This window comes from Falsiroseomonas oryziterrae (assembly GCF_021864505.1).
GTDB lineage: Bacteria > Pseudomonadota > Alphaproteobacteria > Acetobacterales > Acetobacteraceae > Falsiroseomonas > Falsiroseomonas oryziterrae.
The window spans coordinates 1-6,499 of record NZ_JAKJIB010000244.1 but is presented as its reverse complement, the minus strand read 5'-3'; the positions used below and the strand labels follow the sequence as shown (position 1 = coordinate 6,499).

Sequence of the window (6,499 nt, the reverse complement as noted above, 5' to 3'; positions counted from 1 at the left end):
CCAGGCCGCCTTCCTGGTGCTCGAGACGGCGGCGCATGCCCGGGCCCGCGGCGCGCGTGGCCTCGCCCGGCTCGGCGCCATCGCCACCGCCCAGGCCCGCCGCACGGCGGAGGACAGCGGGCGCGAGGCGATGGGCCAGGCCCTCTCGCGCCTTGCGCCGCGCCTGCCGGAGGGGCGCCTGCCAGTGATCTCGGGCTGCACCGGCGTTGCCGCGGCGACCGTGCTGGAACGCGAGGTGCTCGGCGGGCTCTATCGTCCGCTGGCGGTGCGCGCGACCGGCAGCCGGATCGGCTGGGGCGTCGAGGCCACCTTCCCGGCCAATGTCGCGCTCGGGGCGCTCTGCCTCGCGGAGGGCCGCTTCCCGGCGCCGATGGAGGCGCTCGAGGCGCCGCTCGAGGGGGCGCCGACCGACATCCTCGTCACTGGCTTCGCCGCTTGGCGCGGCGAGGCGCTGGCGCATCTCGCCTCCATCCCGGCGGGGGACCAGCCATGAGCCTGCGCGACCACGCCGGCCGCCCGATCGTCGCGGTCACCGGCATCGGCCTCGTCACGCCGCTCGGCTTCGGCGTCGTCGACAACTGGGCGGCGCTGCGCGCCGGGCGCTCCGGCATCCGCCGCATCACGCGCTTCCCGCTCGATCACCTGCGCACCACCATCGCGGGCACCGTCGATCTTCCGGGCGCGGATACCGGGGCGATGGTCTCCTCCGAGCGCGTCGAGCGCTACGCCACGCTCGCCGCCGAGGAAGCGCTCGCCATGGCGGGCCTGGGACGTGCCGTTCCCGGGCCGCTGATGCTCGGCATGCCGCCGGTCGAGACCGAGTGGCCCTTCCGCTTCGCGCTGGCCCGCCGCGATGCCTCGGCGGAACCCGCCACCGCGTGCCTGGTGGACGCCGCCACCGGCTTCGACGCGATGTACGCCTCCGCAGCCTTCGCCGGCGTCGGCGAGAGGCTCGCCGCGCGCTTCGGCACGCGCGGCGCGCCGGTCGCGATCACCACCGCCTGCGCCACCGGCGCATCGGCCATCCAGCTCGGCGTCGAGGCGATCCGCCGCGGCGAGGCCGAGGCGGCGCTCGCCATCGGCGCCGACGGCACGGTGCAGCCGGAGGCGCTGATCCGCTTCTCGCTGCTCTCGGCGCTGTCGACGCGGAACGACGATCCCACCAAGGCCGCGCGCCCCTTCGAGAAGACGCGCGACGGCTTCGTGATGAGCGAGGGCGCGGCCTGCCTGGTGCTCGAGAGCCTGGAGCATGCGCGCGCGCGGGGCGCCCGCATCCTCGGCGTGCTGCGCGGCTGCGGCGAGAAATCGGACAGCTTCCACCGCACGCGCTCGAACCCCGATGGCGGCGCGATCATCCGCGCGATGCGCAACGCCATCGCCGATGCGGGCTTGCAGCCTGCCGACATCTCCTATGTCAACGCGCATGGCACGGGGACGCCGGAGAACGACAAGATGGAAACGCTCGGCATGCGCGCTGTCTTCGGCGACGCGGCCCCGCCCATCTCCTCCAACAAGTCGATGATCGGCCACACGCTGTCGGCCGCCGGCGCGATCGAGGCGGCGTTCAGCCTGCTCGCGATCCGCGACGGCGTGCTGCCGCCGACGATCAACCACGACGAGCCGGACCCTGCGATCGGGCTCGACGTGGTGCCGAACCTGGCGCGCGAGGCGAAGGTGACCAACGTGCTCTCCAACTCCTTCGGCTTCGGCGGGCAGAACGTCTGCCTGGTGCTGAGCGGGGAGCCCGCCTGATGCGCGCTTTGCGCCTGCATGGCGACCGCGACCTGCGGCTCGAGGACATCCCCGCCCCGCCGCCGCCTGGGCCGGGCGAGGTGCAGCTCCGCATCCGCGCCGTCGCGCTGAACCACATCGACGTCTGGGGCTGGCGCGGCATGGCCTTCGCCGAGCGCCGCCTGCCGCTCGTCGTCGGCGCCGAGGCCTCGGGCGAGGTCGTCGCGGTCGGACCGGGCGTCACGGGCTGGCGCGTCGGCGACCATGCGACGCCCTATGGCGCGCGCACCTGCGGCACCTGCCGCTACTGCCGCGAGGGCCGCGACAATCTCTGCGAGAATGTGGGCGGCGTCGCCGGCTTCCACATCGACGGCTTTGCCTGCGAGACGGTGAACTGGCCGGCGCGCACGCTGGTGAAGGTGCCGGATGGCGTGACCTTCGAGGACGCGGCCTGTTCCGTCGTCACCTTCGGCACGGTCGAGCACATGCTGTTCGACAACGCCAGGCTGCAGCCCGGCGAGACGATCCTGGTGCAGGCGGCGGGCTCCGGCATCGGCTCGGTCGCGATCCGCATCGCCAAGGCGCTCGGCTGCACGGTCATCGCCACCGCCGGCGACGACGAAAAGTGCGAAAAGGCCAAGGCGCTCGGCGCCGATCACGTCGTGAACTACAGCGAGAAGAACTTCTCGACCGTGGCGCGACGCGTGACGAACAAGGTCGGCGTGGACGTGGTGTTCGAGCATGTCGGGGCGGCGACCTGGGGCCCCTCGCTGCTGTCCCTCCGCAAGGGCGGGCGGCTGGTGACCTGCGGCTCGACCTCCGGCGTCTCGGCCGACACCAACCTGATGATGCTGTTCCAGCGCCAGCTCCACATCTTCGGCAGCTTCGGCTGCCGGATCGAGAACGTGGCGAACGGGCTGGCGAAGATGGCGTCGGGTATCCGCCCCGTCCTCGACACCGTCGTGCCGCTGGAGCGCTTCGGCGAGGGGCTGGAGCGCCTCGAATCCCGCCGCGTCTTCGGCAAGATCATCGTGACGCTTTGATGTGCCCTCAATCGCCGGGCGCCGCCTCCGGCGGCTTGGCTTCGCGCAGGCCACGGGCGCACCGGTCGTCCCAGTCGGTTGGTGCGCGGCGCGCCTTCGCGCGCTCGGCCCGCTAAAGAACGCGGGCCGCCGGCCTGCCGCCATGACGTCGCGCCTCACGAACCTTGCCGACGAGACCCTCGCCGCGCTGGTGCGCGGCGCCTTTGGTCTCGTCCGGCTGCTCGGACCCGACCGCGCCTCGAATCTCGGCGCGGCCGGCGCGCGGCTGCTCGGCCCGCTGACCTCCGCGCACCGCATCGCGCGCGAGAACATCGACGCCGCATTTCCCGAGAAGACGGCCGAGGAACGCGCCGCCATCCTGCGCGAAAGCTGGGAGAACCTCGGTCGCACGGCGAGCGAGTACGTGCATCTCGGCGCGCTCTGGGACTGGGACCCGGAGCGTCCGAACAGCGGCCGGATCGAGCTGGACGAGGCGAGCGTCGCGCGCTTCATCCGCCTGCGCGACGACGGCAAGCCGGCCATTCTCTTCGCCGCCCACCTCGCGAACTGGGAGCTGCCGGCGGTCGCGGCACAGCGCAACGGGCTGCCGAGCGCCGCGCTCTACCGCACGCCGAACAACCGCGCCATCGCGCGCGACATCCTGGCCATGCGCAGCGGCGTGATGGGCGAGCTGATCTCCGCCGGCCCCGCCGCCCCGATCCGCATGATGGAAGCGCTCGATGCCGGGCTGCACCTCGGCATGCTGGTGGACCAACGCTTCGGCCGCGGCCCGAAGATCCGATTCCTCGGGCGCACCGCCACCGCGAACCCGCTGCTCGCGCGGCTCGCCCGCCGCTTCGACGTGCCGGTGCATGGCGCGCGCGCCATCCGACTGCCGGGCAACCGCTTCCGCCTCGAGCTGACAGAAGCGGTGACCCTGCCACGCGATGCGCGCGGCAGCGTGGACGTGGACGCCGCGACGCAGATGATCAACGACATCGTGGCCGACTGGATCCGCGAGCATCCGGGCCAGTGGCTCTGGCAGCACCGCCGCTGGCGGATGTGACCCCGGATCGCCGGAAGCCGGGCCTCAGCCGCGCGGCGTGAAGGGCGTGATGCGTGTGCCGTTGAGCGACAGCGCCGCCATCAGCCCCTGCTGGTTGAAGCTGATCGCATAGACCGGCTCGGTCAGCGTCGTCGTCGTGACGTTGGCCTGCAGCCCCATGTCGAGCGCGACGACCGACGGGCCGGTGCCGACCTCCCAGCCGCTCTCCTGCAGTGCCGTCAGCGCCTCCTCGCGCATGAAGAGCATCGCGAGGCCGCCGGTCTGCGCGCCGGCGAGGAAGCCGACCGACAGGCCGCGGATCTGGTAGTAGCGCGCGATCGCGCCGTTCCGAACCAGCGCGCCCTCGCCGTACTGGCCGCCGACGATGAAGCCGCCCGACAGGATGCGCGGGAAGACCAGCTGCGCGACGGACACGCGGAGCAACGGCTCGGCATTCGGCATGGCGCGCAGCCGGTCCAGCGCGGCGTTGACGCTCGCGTCGATCTCGGCCCGCGTCTCGGCCTGCGCCGGGCGCAGCGCGACAGCCGAGAGGGCTGCGCCGGCCAAGATCGAGGCTGCATGACGTCGTGTGTGCATGGCTCGCTCCTCACGCTTCCCACCCTGGGGGAGCTTACAGCCTCCCGCCTGCCCCGCCAGCGAATGTTGCGGGGGGCTGGCGACGCGCCCCCGTCGCGCCCTACAAGGGCCCACCCGCCCCGGAGGAAGCCCGTGAAGCTCTACTATTCGCCCGGCGCCTGTTCGCTCGGCATCCACGTGGTCCTGGAAGAGATCGGCAAGCCCTATGAGCTCGCACTGGTCGCGCTGAAGGAAGGCGCGCAGCACAAGCCCGACTATCTCGCCATCAATCCTAAGTCGAAGGTCCCGGCACTCGACCGCGGCGACGGCACGGTGCTGACCGAACTCCCCGTCATCGCCTTCTGGCTGGCGAAGTCGAACCCCGAGGCCGGCCTGATCCCGACCGATTTCGAAGGCGAGGTGCGCTGCCTCGAGATGCTGGACTACGTCTCCGGGACCATCCACCCGCAGGCCTTCACGCGGCAGTTCCGCGCGTCGAACTTCACCCCGCGCGAGGAAGACCAGCCCAAGGTCGTCGAGCAGGGCAAGGCGCTCGCCGCGAAGTACTTCGACACGCTGGAGAAGACCTGGAAGGGCGGCACCTGGCTGCTGCCGTCCGGCTACTCCGTCGCCGACGCCGCGTTGTTCTTCGTCGAGTACTGGGCGACGCGCCGCTGCGGCATGACGCTGCCGCCGCGGCTCGACGCGCATCTCAAGGCGATGCTGGCGCGGCCCGCGGTGCAGCGCGCGCTGGCGCAGGAAGGGCTGGCGGCGTGAGCGCCGCCGGCGGCGCGCCGGTCCTCTGGACCTCGACCTTCACCTCCGGGACGCTGGCGCACCAGGTTGCCGCCGTCTCGGGCGTGCCCTTCGAATTGCGCTTCATCTCGCTGCGCAGCGGCGATCACAAGAAGCCCGACTACCTCGCCGTCAACCCGAAGGGCGAGGTGCCGGCGCTGCAATTGCCGGACGGCACGGTGGTGACGGAGTTGCCGGCGATCATCCAATGGTTCGCCGAGGCCGCGCCCGACAGCGGCCTGATCCCGTCGGATCCGTCGCGGCGCATCAAGACGATCGAATGGATCGCCTGGTGCCACTGGAGCATGGGGCGGCACTTCAACCCCTGCTTCGCCGCGCTGCGCCTGACCGACGGCGACGAGCAGGCCGCGACCGTGGTGCGCGCCGCTGCGCTCAAGCGGTGCCGCACCGCGCTCGGCTTCGCCGAGGCCGCGCTGGCGCGCAACGGCGGCACGCTGCTCGGCACCGACATGCCCTCGGCCGCCGACATCTTCCTCGCCTCGCTCGGCGGCTTCGCCGGCTTCCTGAAGCTCGACATCGGCGACCTGGCGGCGCTTGGCGCGCTGATGGGCCGCGTGATGGCGATGCCCGCCGTCGCCGCGGCGCTCGCGCGGGAGAAGGCGCATGGGTGAGTTGATCCGCGCCCCCTTCTGGTTCCTCCGCCACGGCGAGACCGACTGGAACGCGCAGGGCCTGTCGCAGGGCCGCACCGACATCCCGCTCAACGATGTCGGCATCATGCAGGCCCGCCGCGCCGCGGCGACTCTGCGCACCGCGCGCATCGCGACCATCGTCGCCTCACCGCTGGTGCGCGCGCGCCGCACCGCGGAGATCGTGGCGGAGCCGCTCGGCCTGCCCGTGGCACTCGACCCCGACCTCGCCGAGGTGAATTTCGGCGAGCAGGAAGGCCAGGTGATGGGCGACTGGTACGACGACTGGATCGCCGGCACCTACACGCCCGCCGGCGCCGAGACCTTCCAGGAGTTGCTGGACCGCGCGGTCGCCGCCGTGAATCGTGCGCTGGCGCAGCCCGCGCCGGTGCTCGTCGTGGCGCATGGCGCGCTGTTCCGCGCGCTGCGCCTCGCGCTCGGCCACGAGCCGAATGTCCGCACGCCGAACGCGCTGCCGCTGCACATCACGCCGCCGCCGGACGGCGAGGCGGCGTGGGGGATCGCGCCGGCGGTGCTGGCTTCGGCGTGAGGGTGCCTGCAGGGGGACGCCGTCCCCCTGCACCCCCTGCCAGGAGCCTGGAGGCTCCTGGACCTGCGTCCGTTTAACGCCGAAGGCGGAGGGGGCACTTCGGGCTCCTTCGCCTTCCGCCAGATCCGAA

At 72.5% G+C, this 6,499-nt stretch carries 8 protein-coding genes; 7 read left to right on the top strand and 1 reads right to left on the bottom strand.

From position 1 onward, the window contains the following. The 4 genes from L2I40_RS16930 to L2I40_RS16915 all read left to right on the top strand — a co-directional run. The coding region (locus L2I40_RS16930) for a hypothetical protein (protein ID WP_237216373.1) at positions 1-493 on the top strand (493 nt) is incomplete at its 5' end. Continuing rightward, the gene (locus L2I40_RS16925; RefSeq protein ID WP_237216372.1) at positions 490-1,752 is read left to right on the top strand and encodes a beta-ketoacyl-ACP synthase; all 1,263 of its coding nucleotides are present in this window, start codon (positions 490-492) and stop codon (positions 1,750-1,752) included. The genes L2I40_RS16930 and L2I40_RS16925, both read left to right, overlap by 4 nt. Beyond that, positions 1,752-2,774, top strand: coding sequence for a zinc-binding dehydrogenase (locus L2I40_RS16920; RefSeq protein ID WP_237216371.1), 1,023 nt, complete (start codon positions 1,752-1,754; stop codon positions 2,772-2,774). Before L2I40_RS16925 ends, L2I40_RS16920 begins: the two co-directional genes overlap by 1 nt. 142 nt (positions 2,775-2,916) lie before the next feature. Next, the gene (locus L2I40_RS16915; protein ID WP_237216370.1) at positions 2,917-3,819 is read left to right on the top strand and encodes a lipid A biosynthesis lauroyl acyltransferase; all 903 of its coding nucleotides are present in this window, start codon (positions 2,917-2,919) and stop codon (positions 3,817-3,819) included. A 24-nt stretch (positions 3,820-3,843) separates the two neighbouring features. Here L2I40_RS16915 and L2I40_RS16910 read toward each other — a convergent pair whose 3' ends face one another. Further along, complete coding sequence (locus L2I40_RS16910; RefSeq protein ID WP_237216369.1) at positions 3,844-4,395, bottom strand: lipid-binding SYLF domain-containing protein; 552 nt, start codon at positions 4,393-4,395, stop codon at positions 3,844-3,846. 132 nt (positions 4,396-4,527) lie between these two features. Between L2I40_RS16910 and L2I40_RS16905 the strand changes: the two genes are divergently transcribed. Genes L2I40_RS16905 through L2I40_RS16895 form a run of 3 tightly spaced genes read left to right on the top strand, consistent with a single transcriptional unit; the run spans position 4,528 to position 6,369 of the window. Continuing rightward, the gene (locus L2I40_RS16905; RefSeq protein WP_237216368.1) at positions 4,528-5,151 is read left to right on the top strand and encodes a glutathione S-transferase family protein; all 624 of its coding nucleotides are present in this window, start codon (positions 4,528-4,530) and stop codon (positions 5,149-5,151) included. Then, positions 5,148-5,801: a glutathione S-transferase family protein gene (locus L2I40_RS16900; RefSeq protein ID WP_237216367.1), complete on the top strand. Its 654-nt coding sequence runs from the start codon at positions 5,148-5,150 to the stop codon at positions 5,799-5,801. The genes L2I40_RS16905 and L2I40_RS16900 overlap by 4 nt, the downstream gene beginning before the upstream one ends. Next, on the top strand, positions 5,794-6,369 hold the full coding sequence (locus L2I40_RS16895; protein WP_237216366.1) for a histidine phosphatase family protein: 576 nt from the start codon (positions 5,794-5,796) through the stop codon (positions 6,367-6,369). The genes L2I40_RS16900 and L2I40_RS16895 overlap by 8 nt, the downstream gene beginning before the upstream one ends. Positions 6,370-6,499 lie beyond the last annotated feature (130 nt).

Coding starts and splice junctions, on each gene's coding strand:
- L2I40_RS16925 (WP_237216372.1), top strand. CDS start 490: ATGAGCCTGCGCGACCACGCCGGCCGCCCGATCGTCGCGGTCACCGGC.
- L2I40_RS16920 (WP_237216371.1), top strand. CDS start 1,752: ATGCGCGCTTTGCGCCTGCATGGCGACCGCGACCTGCGGCTCGAGGAC.
- L2I40_RS16915 (WP_237216370.1), top strand. CDS start 2,917: ATGACGTCGCGCCTCACGAACCTTGCCGACGAGACCCTCGCCGCGCTG.
- L2I40_RS16910 (WP_237216369.1), bottom strand. CDS start 4,395: ATGCACACACGACGTCATGCAGCCTCGATCTTGGCCGGCGCAGCCCTC.
- L2I40_RS16895 (WP_237216366.1), top strand. CDS start 5,794: ATGGGTGAGTTGATCCGCGCCCCCTTCTGGTTCCTCCGCCACGGCGAG.